This is a genomic window from Bradyrhizobium sp. USDA 4541 (assembly GCF_024171085.1).
In the GTDB taxonomy this organism is placed as follows: domain Bacteria; phylum Pseudomonadota; class Alphaproteobacteria; order Rhizobiales; family Xanthobacteraceae; genus Bradyrhizobium; species Bradyrhizobium australafricanum.
Genome location: NZ_JALJZF010000001.1, coordinates 1943966 through 1959101, shown reverse-complemented (window position 1 = coordinate 1959101; position 15136 = coordinate 1943966). Strand labels below are relative to the sequence as shown.

The 15136-nt window shown below is 64.7% G+C and carries 12 protein-coding genes and 1 pseudogene; 9 read left to right on the top strand and 4 right to left on the bottom strand.

What is annotated here, in order from left to right:
* Positions 1-118 precede the first annotated feature (118 nt).
* Positions 119-1618, bottom strand: coding sequence for a phosphomannomutase/phosphoglucomutase (locus J2R80_RS09065; RefSeq protein WP_253588643.1), 1500 nt, complete (start codon positions 1616-1618; stop codon positions 119-121).
* Between the two features lie 441 nt (positions 1619-2059).
* Between J2R80_RS09065 and J2R80_RS09060 the strand changes: the two genes are divergently transcribed.
* On the top strand, positions 2060-2773 hold the full coding sequence (locus J2R80_RS09060) for a hypothetical protein (RefSeq protein WP_253638394.1): 714 nt from the start codon (positions 2060-2062) through the stop codon (positions 2771-2773).
* Between the two features lie 104 nt (positions 2774-2877).
* A complete protein-coding gene (locus J2R80_RS09055; RefSeq protein ID WP_253588641.1) occupies positions 2878-3153 on the top strand; it encodes a hypothetical protein in 276 nt (91 codons plus the stop codon).
* A gap of 385 nt (positions 3154-3538) precedes the next feature.
* On the opposite strand, the gene J2R80_RS09050 is transcribed toward J2R80_RS09055, so the two are convergent.
* From J2R80_RS09050 to hrpB, 3 genes are all read right to left on the bottom strand, one after another.
* Positions 3539-4051: a TIGR02281 family clan AA aspartic protease gene (locus J2R80_RS09050; protein WP_092078840.1), complete on the bottom strand. Its 513-nt coding sequence runs from the start codon at positions 4049-4051 to the stop codon at positions 3539-3541.
* 188 nt (positions 4052-4239) lie between these two features.
* Positions 4240-5691 (bottom strand): NCS1 family nucleobase:cation symporter-1, encoded by a 1452-nt coding sequence (locus J2R80_RS09045; RefSeq protein WP_253588640.1) that lies wholly within the window; start codon positions 5689-5691, stop codon positions 4240-4242.
* Positions 5692-5910: 219 nt separating this feature from the next.
* Complete coding sequence (hrpB, locus tag J2R80_RS09040) at positions 5911-8379, bottom strand: ATP-dependent helicase HrpB (protein ID WP_253588639.1); 2469 nt, start codon at positions 8377-8379, stop codon at positions 5911-5913.
* Between the two features lie 212 nt (positions 8380-8591).
* Between hrpB and J2R80_RS09035 the strand changes: the two genes are divergently transcribed.
* The 7 genes and pseudogenes from J2R80_RS09035 (at position 8592) to J2R80_RS09000 (ending at position 15002) form a co-directional block, all read left to right on the top strand.
* Positions 8592-9659 carry an acyltransferase family protein gene (locus J2R80_RS09035; RefSeq protein WP_253588638.1) on the top strand — a complete coding sequence of 356 codons (1068 nt, stop codon included), beginning with the start codon at positions 8592-8594 and terminating at the stop codon, positions 9657-9659.
* A 246-nt stretch (positions 9660-9905) separates the two neighbouring features.
* Positions 9906-10517 carry a sigma-70 family RNA polymerase sigma factor gene (locus J2R80_RS09030; protein WP_057018990.1) on the top strand — a complete coding sequence of 204 codons (612 nt, stop codon included), beginning with the start codon at positions 9906-9908 and terminating at the stop codon, positions 10515-10517.
* Positions 10518-10928: 411 nt separating this feature from the next.
* Positions 10929-11683: pseudogene (locus tag J2R80_RS09020) on the top strand (cytochrome c biogenesis CcdA family protein).
* Between the two features lie 17 nt (positions 11684-11700).
* A complete protein-coding gene (locus J2R80_RS09015; RefSeq protein WP_076834906.1) occupies positions 11701-12279 on the top strand; it encodes a thioredoxin family protein in 579 nt (192 codons plus the stop codon).
* Positions 12280-12469: 190 nt separating this feature from the next.
* A complete protein-coding gene (locus tag J2R80_RS09010) occupies positions 12470-13876 on the top strand; it encodes a cytochrome ubiquinol oxidase subunit I (protein ID WP_253588636.1) in 1407 nt (468 codons plus the stop codon).
* Positions 13873-14874 carry a cytochrome d ubiquinol oxidase subunit II gene (cydB, locus tag J2R80_RS09005; protein WP_057018993.1) on the top strand — a complete coding sequence of 334 codons (1002 nt, stop codon included), beginning with the start codon at positions 13873-13875 and terminating at the stop codon, positions 14872-14874. Before J2R80_RS09010 ends, cydB begins: the two co-directional genes overlap by 4 nt.
* Positions 14874-15002 carry a DUF2474 domain-containing protein gene (locus tag J2R80_RS09000; protein ID WP_141339964.1) on the top strand — a complete coding sequence of 43 codons (129 nt, stop codon included), beginning with the start codon at positions 14874-14876 and terminating at the stop codon, positions 15000-15002. Before cydB ends, J2R80_RS09000 begins: the two co-directional genes overlap by 1 nt.
* The last annotated feature ends 134 nt before the right edge of the window (positions 15003-15136 follow it).

Below are 15136 nucleotides of genomic sequence, written 5' to 3'. Positions count from 1 at the left end.
CTGCGGACACCGACCATCGCACGCGGGCTTGACCCGCGTGCCCATCGATTTTCAAGAAAGCTTTTTCGAGATGGATTGCCGGGTCAAGCCCGGCAATGACGACCCAGGAGCACCCAGCTCAAATCTTCTGATTATACTCGCCGACCTCGGGATGCGTGCGCAGCACGGCATCCATCGCCTCGAACATGTCGTGCATGCGCCGCTCGCTGACCGGGCTTTCCACCACGACCACGAGCTCCGGCTTGTTCGAGGACGCGCGCACCAGGCCCCAACTGCCGTCCTCGACCGTGACGCGCACGCCATTGACGGTGACGAGGTCGCGGATGTTCTGGCCCGCGACCTTCCCGCCGTGCTGCTGCAACGCCTCGAAGTGCTTCACGACAGCGTCGACGACGCCGTACTTCGCCTCGTCGGCGCAATGCGGCGACATGGTCGGCGACGACCAGGTCTTCGGCAGCGCGTTCTTCAGGTCGGCCATCGACTTGCCGGGGGCGCGGTCGAGCATCTCGCAGATCGCGATCGCCGACACCAGGCCGTCGTCATAGCCGCGGCCGAACGGCTTGTTGAAGAAGAAGTGGCCCGACTTCTCGAAGCCGGCGAGCGCGCCCAGCTCATTGGTGCGCCGCTTCATGTAGGAATGGCCGGTCTTCCAGTAGACCGTCTTCGCGCCCTGCTTCCGCAAGACGGGATCGGTCACGAACAGCCCGGTCGACTTCACGTCGACGACGAACTGCGCGTTGGCGTTGATCGCCGACATGTCGCGCGCCAGCATGACGCCGACCTTGTCGGCAAAGATCTCCTCGCCGGTGTTGTCGACCACGCCGCAGCGGTCGCCGTCGCCGTCGAAGCCGAGGCCGACATCGGCCTTGTGCGCCAGCACCGCATCGCGGATCGCGTGCAGCATCTCCATGTCTTCGGGGTTCGGATTGTATTTCGGGAAGGTGTGATCGAGCTCGGTGTCGAGCGGGATCACATCGCAACCGATCGCCTCCAGCACCTGCGGCGCGAACGCGCCCGCGGTGCCGTTGCCGCAGGCCGCGACGACCTTCAGCCTGCGCTTCAGCTTCGGCCGGCTGGTGAGGTCGGCGATGTAGCGCGCCGGATAATTCTCGTGGAATTGATAGGAGCCGCCGGCCGTGTTGTTGAATTCGGCGTTGAGCACGATTGCCTTCAGCCGCGACATCTCGTCAGGACCGAAGGTGAGCGGACGGTTGGCGCCCATCTTGACGCCGGTCCAGCCATTGTCGTTGTGCGAGGCGGTGACCATGGCGACGCAGGGCACGTCGAGATCGAACTGCGCGAAATAGGCCATCGGCGTCACCGCGAGCCCGATGTCATGCACCTTGCACCCCGCCGCCATCAGCCCCGAGATCAGCGCGTATTTGATCGAGGCGGAATAGCCGCGGAAATCGTGACCGGTGACGATCTCCTGGCGGACGCCGAGCTCCGCGATCAGCGCGCCGAGCCCCATGCCCAGCGCCTGCACGCCCATCAGGTTGATTTCCTTGTTGAACAGCCAGCGCGCGTCGTACTCGCGAAACCCGGTCGGCTTCACCATCGGCTCGGATTCGAAGGCATAGGTGTTCGGAACCAGCGCGGATTTCGACTTGGGAAACATGGTTCGGCCTTATGGTCGTATGCAGAAAAACATCGTCGCAGCCTTTAGCGAATGCGCGGGCCGGGCGAAAGCAGAGACTGGGGCTGGTGGCTAATAATTGCGCCAGATTTGGCGTCGGCCAATACTTGCACGCCGGCGCAATACGCCGCGCTGTTGCGCCCTACGCGCTGCTTGACCGCTAATCGCTCCGACCCAGCAGCGCGCCGAAATCGGCCACCGCAGCGAGCCGAACTGGCTGACGGCCAAGGCCGCCCCCGCCGACAGGCGGGCGTCCGGCGAAGACGATTTGCAAGCCGAACCGGAAGCGACGCTTCCGCGCCATTGCGCAAGCCATCCTTCAAGCACTTGGCTTCAAACATCTAAAGCCAACCCAGCACTCTCCGCGAGGCGCGCCGCACGCGCTCGCCCGCAGATGCCCGCAATATCCGTAGGTGATGATCAATGCCTGATTACTTTCTGGTGCCGGTGGACCATCAGCCGGATTTCGATGACTACTCGCTCGTTCCCGTTGACCACGACCCGTTCGCCGCGGATGGCGTAACTCAACAGGCGCAGATTCAGCAGCCGCCGACACCGACTCAACCAGCGCAACCCCAGCCGCAGCAGCCCGCGACAGCAGCCGGTCAGCCCGGCGTCAACGGGCCGGCGACTGGCAACAGCCCCAGCGGATCGGGTGGCGTCGCTGGCATCAAGCGCTTTGGCGGCGCCGAAGGTGGCGACTTTCCGAGCCGCAATGCGGGGATCGGTTTCGAGAGCGCGGAGCGCGCATGGGACGCTGCCCGTAAGGAAATGATAGACCTTGGTGCCCAATATTACCCGGAAGAGACCAAGAGCAGGGGTTTTATCCCGGAACTGGGCGTGGAAATTCATAAGCGCGGCGGACTATATTACTACGATCAGATAGCGCGCGGATTCCAAGACGGAGCGCTGGGCGGTGGTGTGGGGTTTGGCGACAGCGGTGCGGTGGCACGTCGGCACATGCACTGGGATGATCAGCACGAGATTGATGGAGATCTAGACAATGCGAAGGCTTATTCGCAGAAAACTCCGGATTATCGAGCGTGGGTTGGATCTTGGGATGGGAGCTATCTGTATTGGCTTCACGGCAAGCCAACGGGGTCGAGAATGCCTGATTGGAATCGATACAAATATTGAGTCATGCCGATGAAAATGTTCGTGCTCGCCGGAGCCTTATGCCTTCTGCTCGCCAATTCAACGGTATGCAAGGCAAACTCGGGCCCCTGGTGTAAGCCGGTGTCGTGACTTTGACTTTCAAAAATCAACAAGGCGGGGATCTTGCGAAGATCGAACTTCGCACCCTCAAGGCAGTTTGCGACCGAAACCTGGAAAAGAAGGGGTTTGGGGTAGGCTTGGAACGGTCGATGCGCATTGAACACAATGGGCAATGGATTGATGTGCCGAAAGAGTGTCTATCCGTTTTTCCTTTTGGGGAAGATGAGGTGTCGCTATCGGGTGACGATGCCGGCCTAGGCATAGCTATTACCGGGAAACCGACGGAGAGAGGCGAGCGTTGAAAAGTCTCGATATTCAGACACGGTGATGAAGTCTTTTGCGTTCAGGTCGTGCGCTGCCCGAATGTCGACGACCCGCCCGGCTATATCAGAGAGTGCAGTAGGGATTTACAGTGAGCACGGCGGGAGATCGGCGCGACGCTCTGCGAAAGCGCCTCAGGTCTGACGTTGCCCGCGAACGTCTGGCGCAAATGCCGCGCCGTCGCGAAGATCGACTCGACTACGCTCTCATTCCCAAAATGTGAACAAGCAGCGCACTGAATTCCCTCGCGGCGACTTGTGTGTCCGCCTTCCTCAGTTTCGGCGGAATTTCTGCCGTTCTGAGGAGACGATGCGCATCACGGAGGAAGACATCCAGCGGAAGACTTGGATTTGATGCCAATCGGCCTTACTGCTCCAGCAACAATTTGCCGTTGGCATATTCGAAGCGCTTCAGCTTCGACAGGAAGGACAGGCCGAGCAGGTTTTCCGACAGCGCCTCGTCGGGCAGCACCAGGGCATCGACGTCGCGCACGGTGAGGCCGCCGATCTCGATCATGGCGATGCGGGCGCGCGCGGCCTTGATGGTGCCGTTGGCAGTGGTGACGCGCGAGGTGTAATCGCCCGGCACCGGACGCAGGCCGAAGCGTGCCGCGGACGTTTCGTTCAGGGCGACCACCGAGGCGCCGGTGTCGACCATGAAGTTGATGCGCTGGCCGTCGATCCGGCCGTCGGTCGCGAAGTGACCGCGAGGATCGGGCGCAATACTGAGCGTGCGGGCGCTGGCCTGCGCCACCGTGACGGCTGGGGCCATGGTCTGCTTTGTGGTGGTCGCGGCGGCGGGCGACATCTTGCTGGCCATCTGAGCCATGAAGGTGCCCAGCCCGATCAGGATGGCCGCGAAAATCATCAGGTTACGCATGACACCATACTCGGAAAACCGAACACGCAATTTCACCACGCCGCCCGCCCCGCCGCGAGCGAGGGCGGCGGCACGAGCCTGCCATTTTGGCGAAAAGGATGAGCGAAGGGTTAATGCGAGCCCCAAGGGGCGGCCGAATGACGTCGGTCGCCCGCGAGGGCCGCAATTTCCGGCCCTCAGGCCGTCTCTCAGGCCGTCCTGGCGACCGGGCTCGGCATCGCAACGCGCAGCGCGTAATAGACCGCGCCCGCGATCCCGACACCGAAGAACCAGCCATAGACCGCCCACCACGCCGGCAGGATCGAGGTGAAGTTCGGCAGCACCGACGAGAACAGCGCGCCGATGCCGGCGGCGATCAGCGCGCTGACGTTCCAGCCGTTCTGGAAGCGATATTCGCCGTTCTCCTGATACAGCGCCGGCACGTTCACACGGCCTTTGGCGATCAGGTAATAGTCGACCATCATGACGCCGAAGATCGGTCCCATCGTCGCGCCGATCAGCCCGACGAACGAGGCGGCGCTGCCCTCCCAGGGCGCGAACGGATACAGCGCCAGCGCGATCAGCGCCGCGATGTAGCCGCCCTTTTTGAAGTCGATATGCCGCGGAAACACGTTCGAGAAATCGAACGCCGGCGAGACGAAATTGGCGACGACGTTGATGCCGAGCGTCGCCACCGCGAAGGTGGCCGCCGCGAGCAGCGCCAGGAACCAGCTGTCGAACTTCGCCGAAATCTGGTCGGGATGCAGCAGCACCTCGTGATAGACGTTGAACGCCGCGATCGTGGTGACGCCGGCGACCAGCGAGAACAGGATCAGATTGACGGGCAGGCCCCAGATATTGCCCTTGCGCAGCGCGGCTGCATCCGGCGCATAGCGCGAGAAGTCGCAGAAGTTGAGATAAAGCGCGGCGAAATAGGTGATCCAGGTCGCGGCGACGGCGCACAGCGCCGGGAACGAGCCGGGCACGCCGGGTACGCCAGCCTCCTTGGTCTTCTCCAGCAGCACGTCCTGCGGGATCGGCGCGGTGAGCGAGATGCCGCCGGCCGCGATGCACAGATAGATCGCAAGGATCAGCATCATCAACCACACCGCAGGTCCCGCCCAGTCCTGGAAGCGCCGCACCGTTTCCATGCCGCGCTGGATGATCAGGAGCTGCAAAGCCCAGATCACGACGAAGCAGATCACCTCGAGCGTGGAATGGCCGAGCATATGGCTGGACTGGTGGAACGCCTTGAAGCTGTCGATGCGCGTCAGCAGCGCGACGATCGCGCCCGAGGCCGCCGCGGTCTGCGCCCCGTACCAGAAGCAGGCGACGACGGCGCGGACCAGCGCCGGAATGTTGGCGCCCCAGACCCCGAACGAGGCGCGCGCCAGCACCGGATAGGGCACGCCGGTCCTCACGCCGGCATTGCCGATCAGGCTCATCAGCACGAAGATCACCAGCGACCCGACGCCGATCGCGAGGATGAAATTGACGAAGCTGCCGCAGAGCAGGAACAGGCTGGCGGCGAGATAATAGCCCCACAGGCTATGCACGTCCGAGGTCCAGACGTTGAAGATGCTGAAGGCGCCCCAGTTGCGTTCCTTGGCCGGCGCCAGGTCTTCGTTGTACAGCGACGGCGATGCGTTCTTGATCTCCACGGTGACCTCCCCAAACTGCGAGCCCGTGATCCCATCCCAGCGTGCAAATCTAACCACCGTTTGCGGACGCTCGCCAGCGTTACGTCCCGGATGGTGCGGGTCTATGCCCGTCATTGCGAGCGAAGCGAAGCAATCCATCGTGCGGCATGCGCGGAACGATGGATTGCTTCGTCGCTATCGCTCCTCGCAATGACGGCGATGCATGAGATTCGCGACCCGTCACGTGCCGCGCGGTTTCACGCGCCTGGTCGGCATCGCGCTGGCGGGATCTTCCGGCCAGGGATGGCGCGGATAGCGGCCGCGCAGGTCGGAACGCACCGCAGCGTAACTGCCGCGCCAGAAGCCGGGCAGATCGCGCGTCACCTGCACCGGCCGCTGTGCCGGCGACAGCAGTTCCAGCACCAGCGGCACCGCGCCCTTGGCGATCGAGGGATGGGTGTTGAGCCCGAACAGCTCCTGCAGCCGCACCGCGATGGTCGGGCCCTGCTCGGCCTCGTAATCGATCGCGAGCTGCGTTCCGGTCGGCGCCTCGAAATGCGTCGGCGCCTCGCGATCGAGCCGCGCGCGCAATTCCCACGGCAGCAACGCCATCAGCGCGTCCGACAGGTCGCCGGCGGACAGGTCCTTCAGCGCGGTCTTGTCGTAGAGCGCCGGCACCAGCCAGTCGTCGGCACGCGCGGCGAGCGCGGTGTCGGACAGATCGGGCCAGCTCTCGTCCTCGGCCTTGCGCAGGAACATGACACGGTCGCGCCATTGCTTGGAGTGCTTCGACCACGGCAACCGGTCGAGCCCGGCCGCGATGAGCCCGTCGGCGAAGACGCGCGCGGTCTCGGCCGAGGGCGACAGCGACATCGGTGCTTCCGACAGCGTGATCGCGTGCAGCGAACGCCGGCGCCGCGCGCGCAGCGCCATCGCGCCGCGGTCGAACGTCACCTCTTCCACGTTCTCGATCTGGTCGGCGAAACGCTGCTCGATCTCCTCCTGGGTGATCGGCGCCGCCAGCAGGATGCGGCCGCTCGCGGCCGTGCCGGTCAGTTCGGCGACCGCGATATAAGGCAGCCGCGCCAGCGCCGCGGTCTGCTCGACGGCGGCGCCGCGGCCGTTGGCCAGCACGAAGCTGCCATTGCCGCGGTTCCGGGCGACCCGATCCGGGAATGCGAAGGCCAGCATGACGCCGGTGGAGAGATCCTTCGCTTCGCCGACAGCCGACTTCACCTGCGCGGCCCAGCGCGCCGCCATGCTGCGAGCGCTCGATGCGCGCTGCGAACGGTCGCGGCGGAACTGGTCGAGCCTGACGTCGAGATCGACACTGTCGCCGCCGAGCCCGCGCTCGGTCAGAACCGCGGCGATCTCGGCCGCCTCCTCGCCCATACCGAAGCGGGCGGAATCCACGATCATGCGCGCCAGCCGCGGCGGCAGCGCCAGCGCGCGCAGGCTCTGCCCTTCCTCTGTAATGCGGCCATCACCGTCGAGCGCCCCGAGCTCCGACAGCAGCGATCTGGCTTCCTTCAGCGCCGGTCCCGGCGGTGGATCGAGGAAGGCAAGGCCCGCGGGATCGCTGACGCCCCATTGCGCGAGGTCGAGCACCAGCGAGGACAGATCGGCGGAGAGGATTTCGGGCGCGGTGTAGGCCGGCAGCGACGCGGTCTGCGGCTCGTCCCAGAGCCGGTAGCAGACGCCGGGCTCGATGCGGCCGGCGCGGCCGCGCCGCTGATCGACCGCGGCGCGCGACGCCCGCACGGTCTCGAGCCGCGTCAATGCAATGTCTGGCTCGTAGCGCGGCACCCGCGCAAGGCCAGAGTCCACCACAATGCGGACGCCCTCGATGGTCAGCGAGGTCTCGGCGATCGAGGTCGCCAGCACCACCTTGCGGGTGCCCTTCGGCGCCGGCGCGATGGCGCGATCCTGCACGCTGGCATCGAGCGCGCCGAACAGCGGCACGATCTCGACAGAGGCGTCGTGCACACGCTCAGTGAGGAAGGTCTGGGTGCGGCGGATCTCGGCGGCGCCCGGCAGGAAGGCGAGCACCGAGCCGGCATCGGCGCGCAGCGCGGTCGCGATCGTCTCGGCCATCTGCCGCTCCAGCGGCGCGTCGACCTTGCGGCCGACGTAACGGGTCTCGACCGGAAAGGCGCGCCCCTCGCTTTCGACCACCGGCGCGTCGCCGAGCAGTTTTCCGACGCGTGCACCGTCGAGCGTTGCCGACATCACGAGGATCCGCAGGTCCTCGCGCAGGCCGGTCTGCGCGTCGCGCGCCAGCGCCAGCCCGAGATCGGCATCGAGCGAGCGCTCGTGGAATTCGTCGAACAGCACCGCGGCGACGCCGTTGAGCTCGGGATCGTCGAGGATCTGGCGCGAGAAGATGCCTTCGGTGACGACCTCGATCCGCGTCGCGCGCGACACCTTCGAGCCGAAGCGCACGCGATAGCCGACGGTCTCGCCGGCACGCTCGCCGAGCGTCTTCGCCATCCGCTCCGCGCTGGCGCGCGCGGCGATGCGGCGCGGCTCCAGCACGATGATCTTCTTGCCCCTCGCCCAGGGTGCATCGAGCAACGCCAACGGCACGCGCGTGGTCTTGCCGGCACCCGGCGGCGCCACCAGCACCGCGGCGTTGTGGCCCTCGAGCGTGCGATCGAGCTCATCGAGCACGGCGTCGATCGGCAGCGGACTATCGAATTGGCGCGGCAAGGACTTTTCATCATCGCAGCGGCGCTCGGGCCGGTGCGTCCCATGGTTAACAAACGGTCTCTTCTCTTGGATTCCTCGGCCTCTTAGACCATTCGCCGGCTACGGGAAACCCGCGGAAAGGTCCGGTTTGGTGGCACACCATTTGTATCAATAAAGGAGAAAGCAACCGATCGGGCCGATGATAGGCCCGATCACGCCGGAACGAGACAAAGATGACCACGAACGGCACAGCCGCTGCGACAGATCGTTCCGGCCCGCGCGCGAGCGGACGCGTCGACTGGGTCGACTATGCCAAGGGCATCTGCATCATCATGGTCGTGATGATGCATTCGGTGCTGGGGGTCGAGAAGGCCGCCGACCAGACCGGCTTCATGCACTACGTCGTGATGTTCGCGAAGCCGTTCCGGATGCCGGACTTCTTCCTGATCTCGGGCCTGTTCCTGTCGGTCGTGATCGATCGCGACTGGCGCACCTATCTCGACCGCAAGGTGATGCACTTCGCCTATTTCTACGTGCTCTGGGTGACGATCCAGTTCGGCTTCAAGGCGCCGTCGCTGGCCGCCGAGACCGGTTGGCCCCAGGTTGGATTGCAATACCTCGAATCCTTCATCGAGCCGTTCGGCACGCTGTGGTTCATCTATCTGCTGCCGATCTTCTTCGTCGTCACCAAGCTCGCGCGCAACGTCCACCCGCTCGTGATCTGGCTGATCGCAGCAGCGCTGGAGACCGCGCATGTCGCGACCGGCTGGACCGTGATCGACGAGTTCTGCTCCCGCTTCGTCTACTTCTACACCGGCTATGTCCTCGCCGATTACGTGTTCGCGCTCTCGGACCGCGCGCGGGCACGGCCTGCGCTTGCCCTGCTCGGGCTTGGGCTCTGGGCGCTGATCAATGGCGGCCTGGTTGCGCTCGTGGTGAGCGAATGGCCGGTCGTCTCGCTGGCACTCGGCTTTGCCGGCGCCTGCGCGATCATCGTGACCGGCACGCTGCTGGCGCGCGCGCACTGGCTTGGCTTCCTGCGCTTCTGCGGCGAGCATTCGATCGTGATCTATCTCGCCTTCTTCCTGCCGATGGCGGCGTCACGCACCCTTCTGCTGCGCTTCGGCGTCATCCACGACATCGGCCTGATCTCGCTGATCGTGACCTCGGTCGGCGTCGCCGGCTCGCTCGTGATCTGGCGGCTAGCGCTGGCGGCGCGGGCCAATTTCCTGTTCGAACGGCCCGATGCGTTCTGGATTGCCCCGAAAAAGGCGGCGCCCTCGCTGCAGGCGGCCGAATAAGCCCCGACAGTGCCAGAAGTCATAACAGCCGGATTCGTTCCGACGGCGGGAATCCGGCCGTTCGAATTTTCCTCGCATTGAAATTATTGGCTTTTTGGTCCCGAATGTTTCGTCGTCGGGCCGGCGACGAAACAATTCTCCCGTTCACGAAACCATTTTCCGCTTTTCGCGCAGACATCCGGAAACGGGCCGTAACTAACAATTCTCCCAACGAACCGCCGCCCAACGGCGAACTGGGAGCCTGTCATGCCGAACGTCATCGCCATCAACTCTGCAGCCACGAAGCATATCGACGCTGCTCGCGCGACCTCGGATGAAACGCTGCTCGCGCGTATCGCCAAGAATAACCGCACCTCGATGCACACGCTCTATTCCCGTCATAACGTCCGGGTTTACCGCTTCGTGCTCCGCATGGTGCGCGACACCACGATGGCCGAGGACCTGGTGAGCCAGGTGTTCCTGGACGTCTGGCGCACCGCGGCCCAATTCGAGGGCCGCTCGCAGGTCTCGACCTGGCTGCTCTCGATCGCCCGCTTCAAGGCGCTGACCGCGCTACGCCAGCGCAAGCATGAGGACATCGACCAGGACGACGTGCTGGAGATCGCCGACGGCGCCGACACGCCGGAAACCTCGCTCGATCGCGCCACCACCAGCGAGATCCTCCGCGCCTGCGTGGCCAAGCTGTCGCCGGCTCACCGCGAGATCATCAATCTGGTCTACTACCATGAGAAGTCGGTCGAGGAGGCCGGGCAGATCATCGGGATCCCGCAGAGCACGGTGAAGACCCGCATGTTCTATGCCCGCAAGCAGCTCGCCGACCTCCTGCGGGGTGCCGGCGTGGATAGCGTCGCCGCATAAAAGACTGCAAATTCAATACCTTAAATGGAAATCACGCGACCCGGGCAATTGTCCACGAAGCCGAAAAATTCAGGCGACGAAACAATTGAAACAATCGACGACATCACCCGGAAAAACGCGACCTCTATACCTATATCCAACGACGCAACCCCAACCCCAATCCACTGAACCGATTTCGATACCTCTTCGTTCTAACCTCCCAAGTAGCCTCCAACGACCCGGCCGGGATGCCCCCCAGCCGGGTCGCTCTGTATTTGACGCGACGTCGTGAAGCCGAGTGCACCTCGCCTCACACAGACGTGACGCGGCCCGCGACCGGCCCGCCGTAACGGCCAAACCGTCCTCGCGAAGAACATCAGGCGTACCCGGCACGGCCCTCTGGCGCGCCGGGACTCTGATGGACGGATGACGATGCTCAGCCTTGCCCTTGCCCTGCTTGCCGGTGTCGCCACCGTCGCCGCCCCTTGCACCCTGCCGATGCTGCCGATCCTGCTTGGGATATCGATAGGCCAGACCGGCAAGGCGCGGCCCGCGATGATCGCGCTCGGCTTCGTGATGTCATTCTCTGCGGTGGCATTGCTGCTGAGCGCGATCACGCGCGCCTTCGATTTCGATCCGAACGTGCTGCGGACCGGCGCGCCGTGCTGCTCGCGGGCTTCGGCCTCCTGATGATCTGGCCGGCGCCGTTCGAATGGCTGTCGATCCGGCTCACCGGCGCTACCAAAGCGTTTTCGAGCGAAGTGGATACCGGTTCGCGTCAAGAAAGCGCGTCTAAACAACGGGGCAGCCTCGGTCATGCCGCGCCGTCGCAAAGCCTGTTCGGCGGCTTCGTGCTCGGCTCTACGCTCGGCCTGGTGTGGACGCCGTGCGCCGGCCCCGTGCTCGGCTCGATCCTGACCATCGTCGCGACCTCGAAGGACACCGCGTGGGCGAGCCTGCAGCTCGTCACCTACGCGATCGGCGCCGCGATCCCGATGCTTGCGATTGCCTATGGCGGACAGGCCGTCACCACGCGCGTGCGCAGCATGGCGCGGATCGCGCCGCGCCTGCAGCAGGGCTTCGGCGTCGTGATCGTCGCATTCGCCGCGCTGTCCTACCTGCAATACGACACGCTGATCGTGGCGTGGCTGACCCAGTTCTATCCCAACGGCCAGATCGGCCTGTAAGCCCAAAGGAGATATCGATGTCCCTGCGCTTGATTGCCGTATCCGCTCTGGTTACGGGCCTTGGCCTCGGCGGCGCCGTCATTCCCGGCCTCTGCACCGAGTCAGACGCGCCGGCACAGCCGGTGCCGCGGGCGATCGCCATGACAACCGGACAGAGCCAGACCGCGCCCGAATTCGTCGGCATCAGCAACTGGTTCAATTCGCAGCCGCTCAGGCTCGCCGACCTGCGCGGCAAGGTCGTGCTGGTGGATTTCTGGACCTATGGCTGCGTCAACTGCGTCAACACGCTGCCGCACGTCACCCAGCTCTATTCGAAGTACCGGGATCGCGGCCTCGTCGTGATCGGTGTCCACACGCCGGAATTCCCGTTCGAGCATTCGGCCTCCAACGTGCAGGCGGCGCTGAAGCGGCACGGCATCCTCTATCCGGTGGCGCAGGACAACAATTCGCAGACCTGGAACGCCTACCGCAACCAGTATTGGCCGGCGCAATACGTGATCGACCAGAACGGCAAGATCGTGTTCCAGCACGCCGGCGAGGGACAGTACGACGAGATCGACCGCACCGTCGCGCGGCTGCTCAACGCCAACAGCTAAAGCCTGATGAAATCAGGTTGAGCTGGAACGGCGTCGAAAGCTCACCTCTCCCCGACGGGGAGAGGTGAACCGGGACCGCACCAAGCCGATCAAGCCAAAACTCAACCCGCTCCAGTCGGACAATCCGCCCTCTTTGTCGTCACAGCCGACGTGGTAAGGTCCACGCCAGGTCGACGACGGATGGTGCGTAATGTTCGAAGGCTGGGATGCGGTCGTACTCGCCCGCGCGCAATTCGCTTTCACGATGTCGTTCCACATCGTGTTTCCCGCATTCTCGATCGGGCTTGCGAGCTATCTCGCGGTGCTGGAAGCGCTGTGGCTTGCCACCAGGCGCGAGGTCTACATCAACCTGTTCAATTACTGGCTGAAGATCTTCGCGGTCGCGTTCGGCATGGGCGTGGTCTCGGGCATCGTGATGTCCTACCAGTTCGGCACCAACTGGTCGTCCTTTGCCGACAAGACCGGGCCGGTGATCGGCCCGATGATGGCCTATGAGGTGCTGACCGCATTCTTCCTGGAAGCCGGCTTCCTCGGCGTGATGCTGTTCGGGCTCGAACGCGTCGGCCCCAGGCTGCACTTCGTGGCGACGCTGATGGTCGCGATCGGCACGCTGATCTCGGCATTCTGGATTCTGTCGGCCAATTCCTGGATGCAGACACCGACCGGCCACGCCGTCAACGCCGATGGCCAGTTCGTCGCCGCCGACTGGCTCAAGGTGATCTTCAATCCGTCGTTCCCCTATCGCCTCGTGCACATGGTGCTGGCGGCGTACCTCACCACCTCGCTCGTGGTCGGCGCGGTCGGTGCCTGGCATCTGCTCCGCGACCAGCATCTGGCGGGAGCGCGCGTGATGTTCTCGATGGCGATGTGGATGGCGACGCTGGTGGCGCCGATCCAGATCCTCGCCGGCGACCAGCACGGCCTCAACACGCTGGAGCACCAGCCCGCCAAGGTGATGGCGATGGAAGGCCATTACCAGAGCCACAAGGACGGCGCGCCGCTGATCCTGTTCGGCTGGCCCGACCAGCGTGATGCGAAGGTGAAGTATGCGATCGAGGTGCCGAAACTGTCGTCGCTGATCCTGAAGCATTCGCTCGACGCGCCGCTGGCCGGCCTCGACACCGTGCCGCGCGAGAACTGGCCGCCGGTGCCAATCACCTTCTGGTCGTTCCGCATCATGGTCGGCCTCGGCTTCCTGATCATGGGGCTCGGCCTGCTCAGCCTTTTGATGCGCTGGCGGGGGATGATGTACCAGTCGTCGCTGCTGCATCGCTTCGCCGTGCTGATGGGCCCCGCCGGCTTCATCGCGGTGCTCGCGGGCTGGATCACCACGGAGACCGGGCGGCAACCGTTCACGGTCTACGGGCTGCTGCGGACCGCCGATTCGGCGTCGCCGCTGGCGGCGCCCGCGGTGGGCTCGTCGCTGATCGCCTTCATCATCGTCTATTTCGCCGTGTTCACCGCGGGCGTGATCTACATCCTGCGGCTGATGGCGCAGCCGCCGCATCCCGGCGAGCAAGGCCCGACGAAGGATCTTCCGGCCCGCGCGGCCGGCATCACGCCGGCGGCGGGCGCAGCCGTGGAGGGCGCGCGATGATCGATCTCGCCACGATCTGGGCCTTCATCATCGCCTTTGCCGTGTTCGTCTATGTCGTGATGGACGGCTTCGATCTCGGCCTCGGCATCCTGTTCCCACTGTTTCCGCAAAAGACCGACCGCGACGTCATCATGAACACGGTGGCGCCGGTGTGGGACGGCAACGAGACCTGGCTGGTGCTCGGCGGCGGCGGCATGATGGCGGCGTTTCCGCTGGCCTATGCGGTGCTGATGCCGGCGCTCTACACGCCGATGATCGCGATGCTGCTCGGCCTCGTGTTCCGCGGCGTCGCCTTCGAATTCCGCTGGCGGACCCAGAAGGCGCGCAACAAATGGGATATCGCTTTCGCCGGCGGCTCGCTGCTTGCGACACTGGCGCAGGGGATCGCGCTCGGCGCCATCCTGCAGGGCATCCATGTCGAGGGCCGCCAATACGCCGGCGGCTGGTGGGATTGGCTGACGCCGTTCAGCGTCCTGACCGGCGTCGCGCTGGTGATCGGCTACGCGCTGCTCGGCGCGACCTGGCTGGTGATGAAGACCGAGGGCGAGTTGCGCGACCGCGCCTATCATCTGAGCTGGATGTTGTTGGTCGCGATGCTGGGCGCAATCGGCGCCGTCAGCATCGCGACGCCGTTCCTCAGCGTGCAGTACACCCAGCGCTGGTTCGCCTGGCCCAACATCATCCTCACCGCGCCGGTGCCGATCGCGGTCGCCGCCGTCACCGCGCTGCTGCTGCGCGCGCTGAGCAACAAGAACGACCACCAGCCGTTCTTCCTGACGCTCGGGCTGTTCGCGCTGTCCTATGCCGGACTCGGCATCAGCATGTATCCGTACATCGTGCCGCAGAGCATCACGATCTGGCAGGCGGCGGCACCGACCAACAGCCAGGTCTTCATGCTGGTCGGCGTCTCGATCCTGGTGCCGCTGATCCTCGGCTACACCGCCTGGGCCTATTGGGTGTTCCGCGGCAAGGTGCGCCCCGGCCACGGATACCACTGATGCCCGAGAGCCCGAATCAGCGGCCGCTCGGCCAGCGCCTGCTGTGGTTCGCAGCGCTCTGGCTCGGCGGCGTCGGCACCGTGGCGCTGATCTCGTTCGCCTTGCGACTCTGGATCGCGCCGAAATGAGGCGGCCCGCGCAACGTGCCGCGACAATCAATGACAAAAAACAGAAGCATTACAGGGATATACCTGTGGTGCGGCCCTAAGCTTGCCATCAAGCTGCCGCTGAGATTTGATGCTGCCTGATTTGCGGGTGGAGC

Excerpts from the sequence above, each read along its gene's own strand:
- J2R80_RS09065 (WP_253588643.1), bottom strand. The coding sequence starts at position 1,618 with ATGTTTCCCAAGTCGAAATCCGCGCTGGTTCCGAACACCTATGCCTTC.
- J2R80_RS09060 (WP_253638394.1), top strand. The coding sequence starts at position 2,060 with ATGCCTGATTACTTTCTGGTGCCGGTGGACCATCAGCCGGATTTCGAT.
- J2R80_RS09050 (WP_092078840.1), bottom strand. The coding sequence starts at position 4,051 with ATGCGTAACCTGATGATTTTCGCGGCCATCCTGATCGGGCTGGGCACC.
- J2R80_RS09035 (WP_253588638.1), top strand. The coding sequence starts at position 8,592 with ATGACCACGAACGGCACAGCCGCTGCGACAGATCGTTCCGGCCCGCGC.
- J2R80_RS09030 (WP_057018990.1), top strand. The coding sequence starts at position 9,906 with ATGCCGAACGTCATCGCCATCAACTCTGCAGCCACGAAGCATATCGAC.
- J2R80_RS09015 (WP_076834906.1), top strand. The coding sequence starts at position 11,701 with ATGTCCCTGCGCTTGATTGCCGTATCCGCTCTGGTTACGGGCCTTGGC.
- J2R80_RS09010 (WP_253588636.1), top strand. The coding sequence starts at position 12,470 with ATGTTCGAAGGCTGGGATGCGGTCGTACTCGCCCGCGCGCAATTCGCT.
- cydB (WP_057018993.1), top strand. The coding sequence starts at position 13,873 with ATGATCGATCTCGCCACGATCTGGGCCTTCATCATCGCCTTTGCCGTG.
- J2R80_RS09000 (WP_141339964.1), top strand. The coding sequence starts at position 14,874 with ATGCCCGAGAGCCCGAATCAGCGGCCGCTCGGCCAGCGCCTGCTGTGG.